Genomic DNA, 15,922 nt, shown 5'->3' with positions numbered 1-15,922 from the left:
TCATTCTCTCCTCAATTCATTTATAATATGCTGATTACAAAGATAGAAAAAAAGATTTAAACAACCTGATTTGAATGAATTAATTCTGCCTGTTAGTTTTCTCTCTCACAATTTTCGCTTATTTATGCAAAAAACAGCAGCATTAACTTAGCTGAAAAACTATCACATTGCAGGCTGGCGGAAACACTATTTGCAAATAACCGAAGAATGCAGAACAATCTTCGCACGTTTGCGCTGCATTCTTGCGAAGAATGGAACGCATTCTTCGCACATTTGAAAACCAATCTTTTACCAACTGATTATCAGTTAATTATACAGCTCATAGAGCTTAATGTATTTTAGAGTGTTATAAATACAACTTAATTGTTTTCAGCATCCTATAAATTCAGTTCGATGAATGAACTTTAAAAGACAATGGACGGATGGAGAAATCATTCAAGAATCGCAAACGTAAGACAAATTGTCTTGCAATTATGCCATTTTGTCAAATTTACGTATGAGGCACACCCTTTGACTAATAGCTATCAGAACATAAAATACATAACCTCCGAGCAGCTCTTACCGATGACAGAGCGACAAGGAGACTAAGAAAGGAGATTTAATTATGACATTCGACAAATTTACAATCAAGGCACAAGAGGCTGTTCAGAGCGCGGTAAACCTTGTTCAGCGCAACGGACAGCAGGCCATCGAACCGGTTCATATATTGGCCGGGGTAATGGATAAGGGAAAGGACGTGGTAAACTACGTTTTTCAGAAACTCGGAATGAATGCGCAGATTTTGGAAACTGCCGTTCAGAATGAAATCCATCATTTACCAAAGGTTTCCGGCGGACAGCCTTACTTCTCCAACGAAGCGAATAAGGTAATGCAGGAAACGATGGATATTTCTCAGAAGATGGGCGACGAGTTCGTGAGTATAGAGCCGATTCTTCTGGCCTTACTCAAAGTGAACTCCAGCGCAAGCCGAATCCTAAAGGATGCAGGTGCCACCGAAAAGGATTTTATCGCAGCCATCAACGACCTTCGTCAAGGACAGAAGGTGCAGACGCAGAGTGGTGATGAGAATTATCAGGCTCTCTCGAAGTTCGCCCGTAATCTCGTTGAAGATGCACGTGCAGGCAAACTCGACCCGGTAATCGGGCGCGATGAAGAGATTCGCAGGGTCTTGCAGATTCTTTCGCGCCGTTCCAAGAACAATCCGATTCTCATTGGAGAACCAGGTACTGGTAAGACAGCCATTGCTGAAGGACTTGCAGGGCGAATTGTTCGTGGCGATGTGCCTGAAAACCTGAAGAACAAGCAACTCTATTCGCTCGACATGGGTGCATTGCTTGCAGGTGCAAAATATAAAGGCGAGTTCGAGGAACGATTGAAAAGCGTCATTAAGGAAGTTACCAATTCAGACAGCAACATCATTCTCTTCATCGACGAAATCCACACTCTGGTTGGAGCCGGTGGTGGTGAGGGAGCAATGGATGCAGCCAACATCCTAAAGCCTGCCTTGGCTCGTGGCGAGCTTCGCGCCATTGGTGCTACAACGCTGAATGAATACCAGAAGTATTTTGAGAAGGACAAGGCTTTGGAGCGTCGCTTTCAGACTGTTATGGTGGACGAACCATCAGAACTCGATGCCATTTCAATTCTCCGCGGCTTGAAAGAGCGTTACGAAAACCACCACAAGGTGCGCATTCAGGACGATGCCTGCATCGCTGCCGTGCGCTTGTCCGAACGTTATATTTCAGACCGTTTCCTTCCCGACAAGGCTATCGACCTAATGGACGAGGCTGCTGCGAAGTTGAGAATGGAACGCGACTCTGTTCCAGAGGACCTGGACGAAATCACACGCCGTCTGAAACAGCTCGAAATAGAAAGGGAGGCCATCAAGCGTGAGAATGACACCGAGAAGATTGCCCAATTAGACAAGGAAATTGCCGAACTGAAGGAGCAGGAACGCAGCTATCGTGCCAAATGGGAAGGCGAAAGAGCACTCGTCAATAAGATTCAACAGGACAAACAGGAGATAGAAAGACTGAAATACGAGGCAGAACGTGCTGAGCGTGAAGGCAATTATGAACGTGTGGCAGAGATTCGCTACTCCCGCTTGAAGGAACTCAACGATGATATAGCCAACATTCAGTTACAACTGCAAGCCACTCAAGGTGGTTCGGCAATGGTTCGTGAGGAAGTTACGGCAGACGATATCGCAGAAGTGGTGAGCCGTTGGACTGGTATTCCGGTTACAAAGATGTTGCAGAGCGACCGTGAGAAGCTGCTTCATTTGGAGGAAGAACTGCACAAGCGCGTCGTTGGTCAGGAAGAGGCCATCACGGCTGTGGCTGATGCTGTCCGCCGTTCGCGTGCCGGACTGCAAGACCCGAAGAAACCTATTGCGTCCTTCATTTTCTTGGGCACCACCGGTACCGGTAAGACCGAGCTTGCAAAGGCTTTGGCAGATTATCTCTTCAACGATGAAACGATGATGACACGTATCGATATGAGCGAATATCAGGAGAAATTCAGCGTCTCCCGGCTTATCGGTGCGCCTCCGGGCTACGTTGGCTACGACGAAGGTGGACAACTGACCGAAGCTGTTCGACGCAAACCATACTCCGTAGTGCTGTTCGATGAGATTGAAAAGGCACATCCAGACGTATTCAACATTCTCTTGCAGGTATTGGACGATGGCCATCTCACTGACAACAAGGGACGTGTGGTGAACTTCAAGAACACTATCATCATAATGACCTCCAACCTTGGCTCACAATATATACAGGAGAAGTTCTCCAGCCTTACGGATGAAAACCGAGAGAAGTGGATTGCTGATACACGACTCGATGTAATGGATCTGCTGAAGGCTAATATCCGACCCGAATTTCTCAACCGTATCGACGAAACAATAATGTTCCTGCCGCTTACAAAGAGGGAAATCGGCAATATTGTTCGCTTGCAGTTGGAGCGTGCAAAGGCAATGCTCGCACCACAAGGTTTTGCTTTGGAATGGACCGACGATGCCGTTGGCTATCTCTCAGAAGTGGGTTACGATCCGGAATTTGGTGCCCGACCAGTGAAGAGAGCCGTCCAACGCTACGTGCTCAACGACCTCAGCAAGTCGCTGCTTGCCGAAAAAGTAAGTCGCGAAAAGCCAATCATTATCGACTACTTTGGCGATGGTCTGGTATTCAGAAATTAATTTTTTGCTAAATACACATTAAACAGCGAGGATATGCCCGAGAGGGGTGTATCCTCGTTTACTTTTATCCTCCGTTTCATTCCTTTCAAGGCACTATCAGCACCGTATCATTCCCTGTTGCAGCCTTCTGATTGTCTCTTATTGCACAACTTTTGCCGTATTGATAACCAAGGCATAAAGCACCGAAAATCAGTATAAAGGCAATGAAGATATAAAGAAGATGATTTTTCTTGTTCATTTCATTATGATTTTCTGTTGTTAATGTTGAGTTCGTAGGTATAGGAAACGATTCTATATGGCTGCAAAGATACTCTTTTCTGTGGAAATGAGCAAATGAAGATTCACACAAAATAGACTCATTTATTTTGATTTATGGCTGATTTAATGTAACTTTGTCCCATAAATACAACAAGATTCACGCATATGAAGTGCCCAAACTGCAATACAGAAATAGAAGATTATGAAGAAAAATGCCCTCATTGTGGAGAAAATCTACACGAGGAGCACAACCACGGAGAAGAGGATGAGCCTACTTTGCGCCGTAGTCTGGTGATATTCATCATCATCGGAACCATCTTCCTTACCGGTTATGGATTCTTCTATTACATTAATCATCAGCACGATCCTGAATATACGCAGACCGCAATTGAGCCGGATTCCACACTTGCCGACAAGTTTGTGGTAACCTTCGACACAGTAGCAGTTGATACAGCAGCTGTGAAGGATTCCACAGACATAGTTACGGAAGAAGAAGCCGACAAGGTTTTCTCGAGCATTCGTGGCAAAACTCGTAGAAAATCCCACAGTGCAAGACGCAACGATGCCTCTGGTTCAGCTTCATCCGATGCAGCTTCCAGCGCAAGCGAAAGCAGCACTTCGAGTTCAGAATTTTCTTCTGCATCGGCTTCGCCTGCTGCTCCGAGACCTCACGTTGAGACTATTGAAACTGAATAAATGAGAATATTCAGAACGAAACGGATTCCGGCAAGAAACTATGACGCCATCAATCTCTTCGGGATGCTCTTTGTTCATCCCGGAGTGATGCTGAGCGAGGAACTTATCAACCACGAGAGGATTCACACGAAGCAGATGATGGAAATGCTTTTCCTGCCTTTCTATGTCTGGTATGTCGTGGAATGGCTCATCCGCATTCCTATGAAAGGCCGTGCATACACCAGTATTTCCTTTGAGCGCGAGGCTTACGGAAATATGGACGACCTTGATTATCTGAAGAAACGCAAGCCGTATGCTTGGATAAAATACCTTAGAAAGAAAAAGAGAGCAAACAGAAATCCATATTAAACTTCTGTATTTCTTGTTTTCAGAACTGTCAGAAAGTTTTACAAAACCCTCTGTATAATTTCATTATTCTGCACAAAATATTTTTATTTTTCAAAAATGCACTTTTTTAGTGTGCAAAGATAAAAAACTAAGCATCAAGCACATATGCTTCTGCGCTGCTCCTTTGTGCATTGCTGCATTCTGTATTTGTTCGCATTCAGAACAATAAATAAGGATTATCTGCCTTATTTTTTACTCCTTTCTTCGTATTTTCATTCTGCAATCTTCCGACAAATGGCGTGCATTCTTCGCAAAAATGCTTTTCTATCTTCGAACAATCGTATTCCAATATTCCGAAAAATTAATTTCAATCATCAAAACAAGGCTTGAAAATCTCTAAATGGAAGAAAAATAATGAGTGTTTTTGGGTAATCAGTTTTTACAAAATATCTGAGTTCGGAATAGTCGAATGGAGACCAACAAGGCTGTAAATCCTTTGGAGGCATTGCTCCAAAGGATAATTATTTATGTTTTCTAAAATGCAAACCATCAATATTGCGTGGTAGCCTTGATGAATGTACCGTTATTAAGTTCGTGAACAGCGTTGCGAATCTCTTGCTGACTGTTCATAACAATCGGACCATACCACGCAATCGGTTCGTTGGTTGGCTTTGCAGACATCAGCATAACCTGCGCTCCATTGCTTCCTGCTTCGATGGTTACGGTATCTCCGTTGTCGAAACGGGCAGCCGCCTTTTCGCTGACGTGGGTTCCTCCTGACACAACATCGCCCAAAAGCGTGAAAATCATTACCGTATTGCCTTCTTTCACATTGAGTGAAACTTTTACGTTCGGTTCCAGATGAATGTCGTAATAATCCAATGAAATGTATTTTCCTTGAAAACCCTTGTGGCACTGATATTCGCCCGTCAGCAATCTTAGCTTGCCTCCTTCAAGTGGAAACTCCTTTATCTCGTCTCTCACAATCTCGCGATAGGCAGGAGGAGCTGTCATTTTGTCTTTCTTGGGCATATTCAGCCACAACTGCAATCCCAACAGACTGTCGCCACCCGGTTGCTCCGAATGGAAAACGCCCGAGCCGGCTGTGAGCCATTGCGCTTCGCCGTCGCCGATGGTTTCCTCATTTCCCAAATGGTCTTTGTGTGTCACCTTTCCTTTCGCAATGAAACTCACGGTCTCGATGCCACGATGTGGATGTTCGGGGAAGCCTCTGCGATAATCTTCGGGATTGGAACTGTCGAATGAATCGAGCATCAGGAACGGATCAAAGTCGTAGATGGTTTCGTGTCCCAACACTCGCACGAGCCTTACACCTGCGCCATCCGTCGCTTTCACTCCCTGCACTTTCTGTATTATTTTTCTTTCTTTCATTATCCTTTTTTTTCTTATTTCATTAATGTTTCGTTGCTATATAAACAAAAGTCTTGCCAGTCTGTATATGTATGTCAGAGTTGCAGAATCGGCATTAAAGGCAAGAAAAAAGGACAGCATCTGTCGTGGATGCTGTCCTTTCTAAACTTATTTTTTATAGATTTTAGCTTAGAACACCAGATTGAATCCGAATCGGATACCGTTTCTGGAAATGCCCGGAACATTGTAAGTGAGTCGGCGAACATAGTCTATTTCAAGACATTTCAGAATATTATGCACACCAACTACAAATTCAAGATACGGATCGTGTGTCATAACCTTCGTGCCGACAGGGAACTTATAAAGCTCCGTATCGTTTGCATTCTGTGCGAGCGTAGGATTGTTCTTGTCCGTCAGATGTCCCCACATACCCTTGAGTGCAATGTATTCACGCCATTTCAGTTTCTTGACGAGAGGAATACGATTGAAAACTTTTCCTTCCAAGTCCCAAGCAAGATTGAACAGTGCATAACGGTCGTTGAGAAACTCCAAATTCTCCATCAAATTGAATGTGCCTTGATGCTCAAAGTAAGAGGTGTTCACAGGGGGCATAATGAGCAGATGGTAAGGAACTTTGTTCCACTGAGCACCAGCTTTCAAACGCGTATCGAAGTGTCCCCAACTGCCTAACCAGAAACGCTTATAAACGGATGCTTCGGTAAGGTTGTACTTGAAATCGCTACCGAGCAAATTCTTCACGCCTACCCTATGCTTTAAAGTATATTGTGGAGCGTCGAGATTTACCTCTACCCGATTCTGCTTTGAATTGATATAGCTCTGTCCCGGACGATAATCGAAACCGACAGACATTGAGGTCATTCTGACCTTATCTATAATCGTTCCGTCCATTTTCTCGTACACGAGTTCGCCTATCGGCCGATTACTTTCTGCCGTGAGATTAAATGTAATTCCGAGTCCGTATTCGGTTTCCCATTGGAAATTAAGCATCTGACGGTCATAGAAATACATTTTCTCGACCTTTACCGGACGGAAAGTCATAAATATATTATCCTTATTATGAATAAGATATCTGTCTGAAGGCGATTCTACATCGCGATAAGATTCCAATGAAAGGGTTCGGATAGGGAACTCGATAGGCTGATATTCAGGCTTATTGAACGAGTAAGTTACCTTTGCCCCGTAGTAATGGCGTTTCGATTTCGTGCCGTAGGCATAGTAACCGTCGAGAAACCAGTGAGGATTGAAGTTGGCGGTAGTGCGTGCTGCTGCCCGTAGACGGATTCCGTCTACGAAGTTCTTGGAAACAAAGGTGTTTACAGGACCAATATCCACCTTACTGGGAGTTTCCGTAGAACCGGTTTCAATGAAGTTTTCCACAAATGCCTTCACGAAGAACATCACAAACTTGAAGTTCTTTGTCTTTCCCATTCGCTTCACAAAATCGCCCATTCCCTCCTCGCTCTTTGTGAGTTCGGCAGTACGATGCTCATTCCAGAAACTTTCGTCACGCATCTTCATATTAGGATCGTAGGTAACTGCCGCCTTGCCCTTAAAAAGATTCTTGTCAATAGGCTCGAAGGCATAATCCTTCAATCCAGTTGTTCGGATGACAATGACACGACGCAGAAGGTCGGTCAGTTCCAATTCTGCCACCATTACGTCTTTCTTTAATACCCATTCGCCGTTGGAAAGTTTTTCGTATTCCTGTTGGAACTTCATCGCATCCACAAAGTTGATACCCGTATTGGCAGGCAACTGCATATCGCATTTACGCACGTGCAGGGAACTGTCGTTCAAAACGTATAGTTCGCCACGAAAACCAAAGTCTTGTTGGTTGGCAGGCATAAACTGCAATCGGATGCATCGGTCGTTGTCTACCATAACCGTATCGTCAATGTAGAAATGATAGAATGAAATAGCCGTAGAACCAATAGGCGAAGGGAATCTTTTTTGCAATAATTCTATCTGGTCGTCATACAGGTCAATGTCTTTAAAGATGTCCTTTACAACTGTGTTGAGTGCGCCACCTGTCTGAATCAACTGCGAAATACCCTTCGTTGTCTGTCCTTTTATAATGTCTTTCTCGTCTTTGGGATTCTTTCTGTAAACGTGTTGAGTTACCGTTTCGTCCACAGAAAAAGGAAGTATCAGTTTGTTATTGTAAGGGCACTCTTCTATTTGATCCTTCAGCCAAGGCGCATTCTTGAACATACCTTTCTCTATTTCTTCCGGAGTAAGGTTGTTTATCGCCATCGTTACCTTCTGATACTTGTCATACTGGTAATAATCGTGGTTTTCCAAATTAGTTTCTTTCTTAGCAGCAATGACCCTTTTCATCAGTTCTACTGCCGGGTTATCCTTTCTTGAATACCTGCGACGACGCTTCGCCTTTACAACAACGCCTTCAAGTTGTCTTGAATCGCTGATGAGCGTAATCTCCAGTTCGTCCGGAGTTTTTTCGTTAATCTTTATCTTGCGTGGTTTATAGCCTACTGCCGTTACTTCCAATGTTTTTCCATTGTGTCGGGCAATGGTAAATTGACCCGATACATCGCTCGATGCACCTATTTTCAAATCGCGGTAAACTGCATTTGCGTATGAAATGCTGTCGCCGGTACGGGAGTCTATGACATAGCAACGGATATTTTGTGCCTCAGCAACAAGTGCGAACACAAAGAACAGGAGTAGCGAGGATAAGATTCTCGCTACTCTTAAGTTGGTAATATCGGAAGTCAAGAAGTCAGAGAATACAGAACAAACACTTTTTCCTCGTATTGATTCGAAGGAATGATAGCACTCTATGCAGTTGCACAGGCTTGTCTTTGCTTCTAAAAACTTCTTTAATGGCTTCCTGTTTTCAAATATTTTAGTCAATTTCTTCATCTGCTTCGTAACCACCCATTTCACGAATAGCATTCTTGAGCATAGTGTATTGCTCGAAGAGATTGTTCACTGCCTCTTCTCCCTGCGTATAATCGTGCATCGGACTCTTGAGATAGAAGCTCAGGAAACGCTGAATGCCGTAACGGCCGGCACGTGCAGCCAAATCGCTCAACAAAACAAGGTCGAGCAGCAATGGCGCAGCAAGGATAGAATCGCGGCATAGGAAGTTGATTTTTATCTGCATCGGATAGCCCATCCAGCCGAAGATATCGATGTTGTCCCAGCCTTCCTTGTCGTCGTTGCGAGGTGGATAATAATTAATTCGTACTTTGTGATAAATGTTACCGTAGAGATCCGGCTGGTCGTCGGCCTTGCAGATAGTTTCGAGCGTAGAAAGTTTGCTTACTTCCTTTGTGTGGAAGTTTGCCGGCTCGTCAAGAACAAGCCCGTCGCGGTTGCCAAGAATATTTGTAGAGAACCAACCTGAAAGTCCCAACATACGGGTCTTGATGATTGGAGCAAAGCCCGATTTGACAAGCGTTTGCCCTGTCTTGAAGTCCTTCCCCGCAATAGGCATCTTTGTTTGTTCTGCCAATTCCCACATAGCCGGGATATCAACGGTAGTGTTTGGCGCACCCATAATGAAAGGACATCCTTCCTTCAAGGCAGCATAAGCATAGCACATAGACGGAGCAATGTGTTCACGGTCGTCAGCCTTCATTGCTTCTTCCAGTTGAGCAAGCGTGTTGTGATAGCGTTCATCAACCGGAACATAAATTTCTGTCGAAGCAGCCCAAATCACTACAACACGATTCAGGTTGTTCTGATTCTTGAAATTTTGGATATCTTTCCGTAATTCCACCACCATATCCCAACGAGTGTTGCAGTCCTTCACATTATCGCCATTCAAACGCTTAGCATAGTTTTTGTCGAACGCCGCTTTCAAAGGCTTGATAGCCTCAAGTTCATCGCGAACAGGCTCTATATCCTTTGCCTTCAATACTTCTGCGTAAACAGCAGCTTGATAAGCATTTTGTGGATAAACGTCCCAAGTGCCGAAAACAATGTCGTTGAGATTTGCCAATGGCACAATCTCATCATAAGGCAAGTATTTCTTGTCATTACCTTTACCAACACGGATTTTATCGTATTGGGTCATAGAACCGATTGGCTTTGCCAAGCCCTTGCGAGCCATCAACACACCAGTCATAAATGTTGTTGCAACAGCTCCACAACCTACAACCATAACACCTAATTTACCCACTGCCGGGGCTACCATAGTCTGTTTCATTCTTACAGTTGTTTTTATTTTTTAATTAACGGCATTCTAAACCGTTTATTGTTATTTGTTGATTTTAAATACTATGAGCGAAAGATTGATTATCAACCTCCATTAATCATCTTCAATCACAGTTCCTTTAGGCTTGCAATGATTCTGTCGGCAACGCAATCAGGATAGTTTTCCTCTACCCATCCTTCGCCTTTCAGCCATACTGTTTGGCAGCCGATACTGTGAGCAGGAACTATATCTTTCTTATAGCTGTCGCCAACTACCATTACCTCGTCGGCTTTCAGTCCGACAGCATCCACTCCCATCTGAAAGATTCGTGGGTCGGGCTTGCGCACATCTACGGCTGCGCTCTCAATAATTTTTCCGAAAATGCCATCCAAACCAAATTCTTCGAGCACAACGGAAATGTTTCCATAGAAATTGCTGACAAGCACTAAAGGATATTTCTCTTTCAGCTTCAGAAGGATTTCCCTGCTCTTACCTGTTGTTTCCTTTACAGCGGCATACAAGTCTTCGAGTACTGCGCTGCGTTTACTTGCCAATGAGAATCCGGTTTCTGTAATATATCCTTTCTCCACAAGATAATCGAACTCTATCCGGAGTTTCATTTCCAAGGTTTTATGGAAATTGTAGTCAGGCTGAATAACAGGCTTTCTGCCCAATGTCCGTTCGGCATACACATAGGCTTCACGAAACATATCTTCAGTTACGGGGATATTATGACGCTCGTAAGCGTGCCAAATCATTTTCCCCCAATGACATCCGGCAGTATCGAGCGTACCACCGTAGTCGAAAATATATCCTTTTATGTCCATAGTTTTATGGATTATACCTCATTATTCGTTTAACTTTGCCAACATTTCCTTGCACAAATCTTCGTGTCGCTTGTGCATATACACATAGAGCACGTTGTAGAAAATGATTTCCACCAACAAATACACCCAAGGACAATTCAGCAAACAAGTTATATAAATAAGTATTGCGCGCGAGTTGAACGTAAGGAAGTTAGTGAACGGCATCAACGGACGGCTTCCTTTCAGAAATTCCTCCTTCCATTCTTGTGGAATCCTCTCTACACTTCCGTATCGCTCCTTCAAGGCTTTGTGAAGTTTCTGAAATTCAGGTGTGCGTTTTTCCTGTCCCTTGCAGTATCCCTGATAGTTGGAATGGAACGCTCGGTCCCAGAAAACACCCTTCTTTCCTTTCAAACTTTCAACAATAGTGTGCTCTGCTTCGTAAGAATCCAACTCTGAGCCTTCTTTTCCCAAAAGAAAATACAGGTGTATCTGACGATAGTAATCGCTCAATGAACTTTGCGGTGCGTGGCTCACGATACCTGCAACTGCTGCAAGTGCCAAGCTCCAAAAGCCCCAAACCTCGCCGGTACCGGGCATTGGCTGATACCAAATGCGGAGGATGATGGCCAAATAGATGGCAACAAACCACGCATCCCCTGCAAATCCGTCCAGACAACGCCCTTTCATAGAGCGTTGATTGGTAAGACGTGCCAGTTGTCCGTCTGTTGAATCGCAGAAATTGGCAAACATCAACAGAAGTACACCTGCTATGTTGTGCCAAATATCCTGAAAATAAAACATATACCCTGCCCCAATTCCCAAGAATATGGACAATATGGTAATGCTGTTGGGCGATACACCCAACTTGTGCCACATCAGAGCAAAGGCCAGTCCTATCGGTCTTGTGAAATATACGTCGAGCCACTCCTCCGTATCTTCCGACTTGAAGGATGCCCGCAGCAATTCTTTAAAACTTTTATTTTCCAACATCCGTATATGAAACAAGAAGGTTAAGAGTATGGACATTATCTGAAAAAATCGCCATATTCGAGCGGACATTTACCATTTCAATTCCGTCTCTTCTCTATCCTTCCTTTCTTTATTTTATTGTTAGCTTATATAAATATATCGTGAATTATGCTATTTTATTGCAGCATTCTCACTTTAAATATGATTGCCTCGGCTGCTTCCTCCTTACAGCGTGAGAAACTCGGCCAATCATTGAAATCGATAATGAAGAAGTCGCCTTCCGAATTGATGATGGCATCGCCACCATAAATCGGCGTTTCGGCCATTCGAGCCAACAATTCAGAACTGGCCTGCAAGTTCTGCTTCTCATAGAAAATGCGATGGGGCTTACCATTGATGGCTTCGTCGCCGAATTTCGACTCGCCGTCATCACCGGGATAAAGCGTCCGAAAGAATCCTGTGCCTTCAACGCCATAGAATTTCACAAGGTCGCCCTTTATATGAGCCTGTACCACAATGTCTTTTATTCCACGTTCAGCGAAATCCATTCTTGCCATCGCAAGTTCTTCGTCGCTCTTGCAGTAGCGCACATCTTCTTTTTTCTGTGCCGATGCATCGCCACGCTTTATCCAATAGCCGTCTGTTCCAAACAACGGAGGTTGAGGGATATGATTTTCCCTCATCAACCTGACCAAATTGCTGCGCCTGCATCGTTCAACTCCTGTTCCGGAATTTAATATCAGCGTGCCTTCAAATTCTTTCCTCTTCAGCAGAGCCACCGTTTCAGGCAGTCTGCCCATATTGAAAATGATGTCGGCAGCGTTCAGATCCTCACTTCTCAAGTCAGATTCGGACACGATCGTTCCACCAAATCTTCCCACCACCGCATCCAATATCTCCCTATCCTTCTCCACAGAGTTTGGAGAAAAACAGGAAGCGCGTTGAATGCCGATTACTTTCATAGGTCCGATTATTTCTCCTTGACAAATGTTTCCGCCTTCTCAATGTCCTCAGCGTGGTCGATATCCAGTATTTTAGAGAAAGGATATGCCTTTACTTGCCAACCATCGGCTAGCAATGCACGCTGAAAGTTGCGCATACGGCTTTCGCCTCGCTCGATACAGTCGTTCAGCGTTCGGATTGTTTCTGCACGCAAGCCATAGATTCCTCCGGAAATGTACTGACAACCAGACTCATTCGTATCAAAAAAACCACTGATGTTCAGGCTGTCTTCCACCCCAACATACAATGGTTTTTCGTCGTCGATATAATCTGTAACCCCCATAAAGGCGTCAGTCTCGGCATTTTCCCGAAATGCTTTCACGTATTCCGTAAATTCTTCTTCACGAAAAATAGTATCAACGGTAGTTAGTACGAACGGTTCTTCGCCTATATATCTGCTCAATTCGTAGAAACTGTGCATCGAACTCGGGGTTGATTTCACGATATAGCGCAATGGAATCTGCTTTCCGTTCAGTCCTTCACGCTTCAATGCTTCAAGATGGCAATGCACGTCCGTCATCTGCCCGTTGCAGATAACGATAATCTCGCTTGCGTCGTTCTGCACAAATATCCTGATGAGCCTGTCAATGAGCCTTTCCCCATTGACAGCAACCAAAGGTTTCGGAGCTTTCACTCCTTCCTGCATCAGTCTCGAACCCTCGCCGGCAGCAATTATTGCATACTTCATCTTTGCACAATCTGTTTTTACATATTTGTATCTGTAAATTCAAATACGGTATTCTGCAAAGATACATAATATTTGCTGAAATCTTAAAGACGTATTCTATTTTTTAGGTTTTATTTATTCAAGAGGGCAAGAAGCGAGGATGCAGACAAGGGACTACAAGATAATAATTGACAAGGCAGCAAACATAATGCAGATAACAATAGATTTTTATCAGTCCACCCACTTCTCTGCCGAGAAATCTGTTATTCCTCTCTCTGTTATACCTAAAAATTTCTTCGTCGTAGGCTTTACATTTGTTCTGGTAACGCTTGATGTCTGCTGAGAAGCAGATGCTAAAAGGCTATACAACTGGCACATAGCTACCACCAAAACTGGTGCTTCATACGGTTTCTTTTCCATTTTCTCCAAGTTTAATTATCTAATAAGTGACTCTGTTTATCCTATCAGTCTATTTATTTCAATGTGCTTTGCTTCTGATTTCTTCAGTCTAAAAATTCATATCAGAATTATACACACATTATTATATATAATTGCAAATATAGTGTTTCTCGAAATTTTCAGAAAAAAATATAGCTAAAACTTTACAAGAATAAGTATCCTATTGATTTATATCAAGATTTTATGGATGCTAAATTTCAAACTATACCAAATGTCAAACTAACAGAATTGCTCCATCAAAATAATAGCAATGCCAGCAGATAAAGATATACATTTTATAAACGTGCGAAGATTGCAATCCATTCTTCGCAAGATTGCAATGCGTTTTTGCGAAGATTGCAGTGCATTTTTCGCAAGATTGCAACAAAGCAACAAAACTACTGATTACCAAACAGTTATAAACGTTAAGAAAAGTATGAAAATGTATTTTCATACAATTCTATCACATTTTCTGAAAAAGTGAGATTGCGATGTCACTTTTTGCATCTCAGATTCGTTATATAAGTGAACTGGTTCAGAAATGAAGTTAAACTAATAAAAAATAAAAATTATGCACAACATCGATCAACTTTTAATGGCTATCAGTATATGCGTGGTTATGCCGGTATGGATAGTATGGATTGTGTTCAAGCACAAGACTAACGAAACTAAGGAAAGAACTAATCTCATTATGAAGGCTTTGGAAAAAGATGCCGAAGCAGACATAGAAAAATTCCTCAAGCTACTCGGTTCAGCAAAGTCTACTGAGGAAAAGGTTATCGGAAAACTCTTCAACGGCTGCGCTTCCACCACCGTCGGTATCGGTGCAATCGCAATAGCCGTGCTGCACTATTTTGAATTTGAAGGAATGAACGACAGCACGATGATATTAGGAACAGCAGGGATTTTCGCTCTTGCCTACGGAATAGCAAGTTTGTGTAGTTATTATACTGGTAAGAAGCTCCTGTTGAACAAGGAGCAGGAGATTGTTGAAGGATAACATTGCTATCGTGAACAGAAAGCGATTCATAGAACTTGTATCAAGCGAGCAGGAGTCTCTACGCAGGTTTCTGCTTGCCTTGTGCTGCGGAAACAGACCCGATGCCGAAGATATTGCACAGGAAGCACTGGTAAAGGCCTATCTCGCCGCAGAGAATTACGATGAGCAGCAGAAGTTCACGGCGTGGCTCTACCGGATTGCCTACAACACTTTTCTGGATTCGAGGAAGAAATCGAGGAAGCTATCGCAACTCAACGAGGCTGTGAATGCAGTTGCGCCGAATGCCGCCGATGATTCCTACAAGTATCAGGAGCTATATGCGGCACTGAACAAACTGCCCGAAAAGGAGCGAACGGCTATTCTTCTATTCCATCTCAAGGGATACTCCATCAAGGAGATTGCGCAAATTGTGGAAAACTCGGAGGATGCCGTGAAGAAGCAGCTATCGCGCGGACGCGAACATTTAAAACAGATTATCAGATGAAAGAACAGGATTTTTCTTTGGACGAGCTTTTTGCTGACTACAAGCCCGACTTGGGGAGCAACGAAGCATATATGGCTGCGCTGAACAAGCGACTGGACGACATAGAACTGGTCAGAAAGTATAGCGAGGCACGCATCCAGAGGTATCGGATGGCCGTACTGGTGGCATTCGTTGTCGGTCTGGTGTTCGGATGTATTGGATTCTTCCTCATTCTCACTATGCCCACAAACGTGCCGTTGTTCACGTTCAACATCAATCTGCCGCTTTTTACGCTGCTCAATGAGAACAGCAGGTTCGTTACGCTTACGGCTATCTCTCTGTTTATGGGCATTGCCACGCTGAAGACGGTGGGATGGTTTATGGTCCGAACACAGGAAATCAAGATTCAGAAAACGATGAACGGGTCGGGAGAAAAAGTCGATTAACAGAAAGGACTGCCGACTGACCAAAGTCAATTAAAGCATAACCGCCTGATGTGCTCGCACACAGGCGTTTGATTTACATCAAGAAAAAGACACTTTTGCA

15 protein-coding genes are annotated in these 15,922 nt (G+C 43.7%); 6 read left to right on the top strand and 9 right to left on the bottom strand.

The features are described from left to right. The first annotated feature begins 604 nt into the window (after positions 1-604). On the top strand, positions 605-3,193 hold the full coding sequence (gene clpB, locus P150_RS0112385; protein WP_028897958.1) for an ATP-dependent chaperone ClpB: 2,589 nt from the start codon (positions 605-607) through the stop codon (positions 3,191-3,193). Between the two features lie 85 nt (positions 3,194-3,278). Here the strand turns inward: clpB and P150_RS17690 are convergent, their stop codons facing one another. Beyond that, entirely contained in the window at positions 3,279-3,431 is a 153-nt protein-coding gene (locus P150_RS17690) for a hypothetical protein (protein ID WP_155953011.1), read from the bottom strand. Positions 3,432-3,616: 185 nt separating this feature from the next. Here P150_RS17690 and P150_RS0112375 point away from each other — a divergent pair, with 185 nt between their 5' ends. Next, positions 3,617-4,147 carry a zinc ribbon domain-containing protein gene (locus P150_RS0112375; protein ID WP_028897957.1) on the top strand — a complete coding sequence of 177 codons (531 nt, stop codon included), beginning with the start codon at positions 3,617-3,619 and terminating at the stop codon, positions 4,145-4,147. Then, positions 4,148-4,495, top strand: a complete 348-nt coding sequence (locus tag P150_RS0112370; protein WP_028897956.1) for a hypothetical protein — start codon at positions 4,148-4,150, stop codon at positions 4,493-4,495. A gap of 528 nt (positions 4,496-5,023) precedes the next feature. Here P150_RS0112370 and P150_RS0112365 read toward each other — a convergent pair. From P150_RS0112365 to P150_RS17685, 8 genes are all read right to left on the bottom strand, one after another. After that, positions 5,024-5,866 (bottom strand): pirin family protein, encoded by an 843-nt coding sequence (locus P150_RS0112365; RefSeq protein WP_036932227.1) that lies wholly within the window; start codon positions 5,864-5,866, stop codon positions 5,024-5,026. A gap of 168 nt (positions 5,867-6,034) precedes the next feature. Further along, positions 6,035-8,749, bottom strand: coding sequence for a DUF5686 family protein (locus P150_RS0112360; RefSeq protein WP_081819328.1), 2,715 nt, complete (start codon positions 8,747-8,749; stop codon positions 6,035-6,037). Beyond that, positions 8,733-10,040 carry an inositol-3-phosphate synthase gene (locus P150_RS0112355; protein ID WP_028897953.1) on the bottom strand — a complete coding sequence of 436 codons (1,308 nt, stop codon included), beginning with the start codon at positions 10,038-10,040 and terminating at the stop codon, positions 8,733-8,735. The genes P150_RS0112360 and P150_RS0112355 overlap by 17 nt, the downstream gene beginning before the upstream one ends. Positions 10,041-10,156: 116 nt before the next feature. After that, positions 10,157-10,855, bottom strand: a complete 699-nt coding sequence (locus tag P150_RS0112350) for an HAD family hydrolase (protein WP_036932226.1) — start codon at positions 10,853-10,855, stop codon at positions 10,157-10,159. A 21-nt stretch (positions 10,856-10,876) separates the two neighbouring features. Continuing rightward, positions 10,877-11,827 carry a CDP-alcohol phosphatidyltransferase family protein gene (locus P150_RS0112345; RefSeq protein ID WP_036932377.1) on the bottom strand — a complete coding sequence of 317 codons (951 nt, stop codon included), beginning with the start codon at positions 11,825-11,827 and terminating at the stop codon, positions 10,877-10,879. 155 nt (positions 11,828-11,982) lie between these two features. Next, positions 11,983-12,768, bottom strand: a complete 786-nt coding sequence (locus P150_RS0112340) for a hypothetical protein (protein ID WP_028897950.1) — start codon at positions 12,766-12,768, stop codon at positions 11,983-11,985. A gap of 8 nt (positions 12,769-12,776) precedes the next feature. Then, the gene (locus P150_RS0112335) at positions 12,777-13,496 is read right to left on the bottom strand and encodes an NDP-sugar synthase (RefSeq protein ID WP_028897949.1); all 720 of its coding nucleotides are present in this window, start codon (positions 13,494-13,496) and stop codon (positions 12,777-12,779) included. Between the two features lie 210 nt (positions 13,497-13,706). Next, positions 13,707-13,895, bottom strand: coding sequence for a hypothetical protein (locus P150_RS17685; protein WP_155953009.1), 189 nt, complete (start codon positions 13,893-13,895; stop codon positions 13,707-13,709). 589 nt (positions 13,896-14,484) lie between these two features. Here P150_RS17685 and P150_RS0112320 point away from each other — a divergent pair. Genes P150_RS0112320 through P150_RS0112310 form a run of 3 tightly spaced genes read left to right on the top strand, consistent with a single transcriptional unit; the run spans position 14,485 to position 15,822 of the window. Then, positions 14,485-14,913, top strand: a complete 429-nt coding sequence (locus P150_RS0112320; RefSeq protein ID WP_155953008.1) for a DUF6249 domain-containing protein — start codon at positions 14,485-14,487, stop codon at positions 14,911-14,913. Further along, positions 14,903-15,397: an RNA polymerase sigma factor gene (locus tag P150_RS0112315; RefSeq protein ID WP_369793323.1), complete on the top strand. Its 495-nt coding sequence runs from the start codon at positions 14,903-14,905 to the stop codon at positions 15,395-15,397. Before P150_RS0112320 ends, P150_RS0112315 begins: the two co-directional genes overlap by 11 nt. Continuing rightward, entirely contained in the window at positions 15,394-15,822 is a 429-nt protein-coding gene (locus P150_RS0112310) for a hypothetical protein (protein WP_028897944.1), read from the top strand. Before P150_RS0112315 ends, P150_RS0112310 begins: the two co-directional genes overlap by 4 nt. The last annotated feature ends 100 nt before the right edge of the window (positions 15,823-15,922 follow it).

Source organism: Prevotella sp. HUN102 (genome assembly GCF_000688375.1).
In the GTDB taxonomy this organism is placed as follows: Bacteria; Bacteroidota; Bacteroidia; order Bacteroidales; family Bacteroidaceae; genus Prevotella.
The sequence above is the reverse complement of the archived record's forward strand: the minus strand, read 5'-3'. Positions and strand labels throughout refer to the sequence as shown.

Bases quoted from the DNA above. Each gene is read 5' to 3' on its own strand.
- clpB (WP_028897958.1), top strand. From the start codon at position 605: ATGACATTCGACAAATTTACAATCAAGGCACAAGAGGCTGTTCAGAGC.
- P150_RS17690 (WP_155953011.1), bottom strand. From the start codon at position 3,431: ATGAACAAGAAAAATCATCTTCTTTATATCTTCATTGCCTTTATACTG.
- P150_RS0112375 (WP_028897957.1), top strand. From the start codon at position 3,617: ATGAAGTGCCCAAACTGCAATACAGAAATAGAAGATTATGAAGAAAAA.
- P150_RS0112370 (WP_028897956.1), top strand. From the start codon at position 4,148: ATGAGAATATTCAGAACGAAACGGATTCCGGCAAGAAACTATGACGCC.
- P150_RS0112365 (WP_036932227.1), bottom strand. From the start codon at position 5,866: ATGAAAGAAAGAAAAATAATACAGAAAGTGCAGGGAGTGAAAGCGACG.
- P150_RS0112360 (WP_081819328.1), bottom strand. From the start codon at position 8,749: ATGAAGAAATTGACTAAAATATTTGAAAACAGGAAGCCATTAAAGAAG.
- P150_RS0112355 (WP_028897953.1), bottom strand. From the start codon at position 10,040: ATGAAACAGACTATGGTAGCCCCGGCAGTGGGTAAATTAGGTGTTATG.
- P150_RS0112350 (WP_036932226.1), bottom strand. From the start codon at position 10,855: ATGGACATAAAAGGATATATTTTCGACTACGGTGGTACGCTCGATACT.
- P150_RS0112345 (WP_036932377.1), bottom strand. From the start codon at position 11,827: ATGTTGGAAAATAAAAGTTTTAAAGAATTGCTGCGGGCATCCTTCAAG.
- P150_RS0112340 (WP_028897950.1), bottom strand. From the start codon at position 12,768: ATGAAAGTAATCGGCATTCAACGCGCTTCCTGTTTTTCTCCAAACTCT.
- P150_RS0112335 (WP_028897949.1), bottom strand. From the start codon at position 13,496: ATGAAGTATGCAATAATTGCTGCCGGCGAGGGTTCGAGACTGATGCAG.
- P150_RS17685 (WP_155953009.1), bottom strand. From the start codon at position 13,895: ATGGAAAAGAAACCGTATGAAGCACCAGTTTTGGTGGTAGCTATGTGC.
- P150_RS0112320 (WP_155953008.1), top strand. From the start codon at position 14,485: ATGCACAACATCGATCAACTTTTAATGGCTATCAGTATATGCGTGGTT.
- P150_RS0112310 (WP_028897944.1), top strand. From the start codon at position 15,394: ATGAAAGAACAGGATTTTTCTTTGGACGAGCTTTTTGCTGACTACAAG.